This window comes from Micromonospora sp. GCM10011542 (genome assembly GCF_042650685.1).
In the GTDB taxonomy this organism is placed as follows: domain Bacteria; phylum Actinomycetota; class Actinomycetes; order Mycobacteriales; family Micromonosporaceae; genus Micromonospora.
Genome location: NZ_JBHSBO010000070.1, coordinates 1 through 671, shown reverse-complemented (window position 1 = coordinate 671; position 671 = coordinate 1). Strand labels below are relative to the sequence as shown.

Below are 671 nucleotides of genomic sequence, written 5' to 3'. Positions count from 1 at the left end.
ACACCAGCAGCCCCTCGCCGTCGGGACCGGCCACGGCGTAGGGGTGGATGATCCCGAGGTCCACCCCGGCCACACGGGCCGGATCCGGTTCCTGACCGGGCGGGTAGACCGCCACCGGAACCTCGGCGGTGACATCGAGGAACAGGCGGCCGCCTTCACACAGCAGGGTGATCGAGCGGACCTGCTCGCCCGGATACGGCACGTCGCGCGCCAGACGCACCCACAACGCCGATGTGCCCCTGGCGGTGGGGATCCGCACCCGGCGGCCGTCGAGGGTGAACGTGCCGTGATACCAGCGCACCGGGACCAACCCCCGCCGCCGACGCGGGAACCGCGCCGACACGTCACCGGCGTTGCGGCGCTTCGCCGCCGCGAACCATGCATCAGAAAACCGGCGCAACACCGACCGCGCACCCGTCGAGTCCAATTCCCCGAACGTGCCCGGCCCCGACGCGGACAACTCCCGACACAACTCCTGATAGCCCGACAGCGCTACGTCCCGGCGGCGGCGCCGCCACCCGTTGACCTCCAACACACACGCCCACACATCACCGGCCGACCGCAGCAACCCGAAACACCGCCGCCGCTGCCCGAGCGTCACCCGCAACGCGACACGCGCGCTGCGATGCACAACCCCCGGCAGGGCCGGATCCCGACGACGAGGCACGAAC

Annotated in this window: 1 protein-coding gene; it reads right to left on the bottom strand. The window is 71.7% G+C overall.

What is annotated here, in order from left to right:
• Positions 1-601 (bottom strand): hypothetical protein (locus ACFOW4_RS30175; protein ID WP_377533708.1); only part of this gene is annotated, 601 nt, incomplete at its 3' end.
• Positions 602-671: the final 70 nt, after the last annotated feature.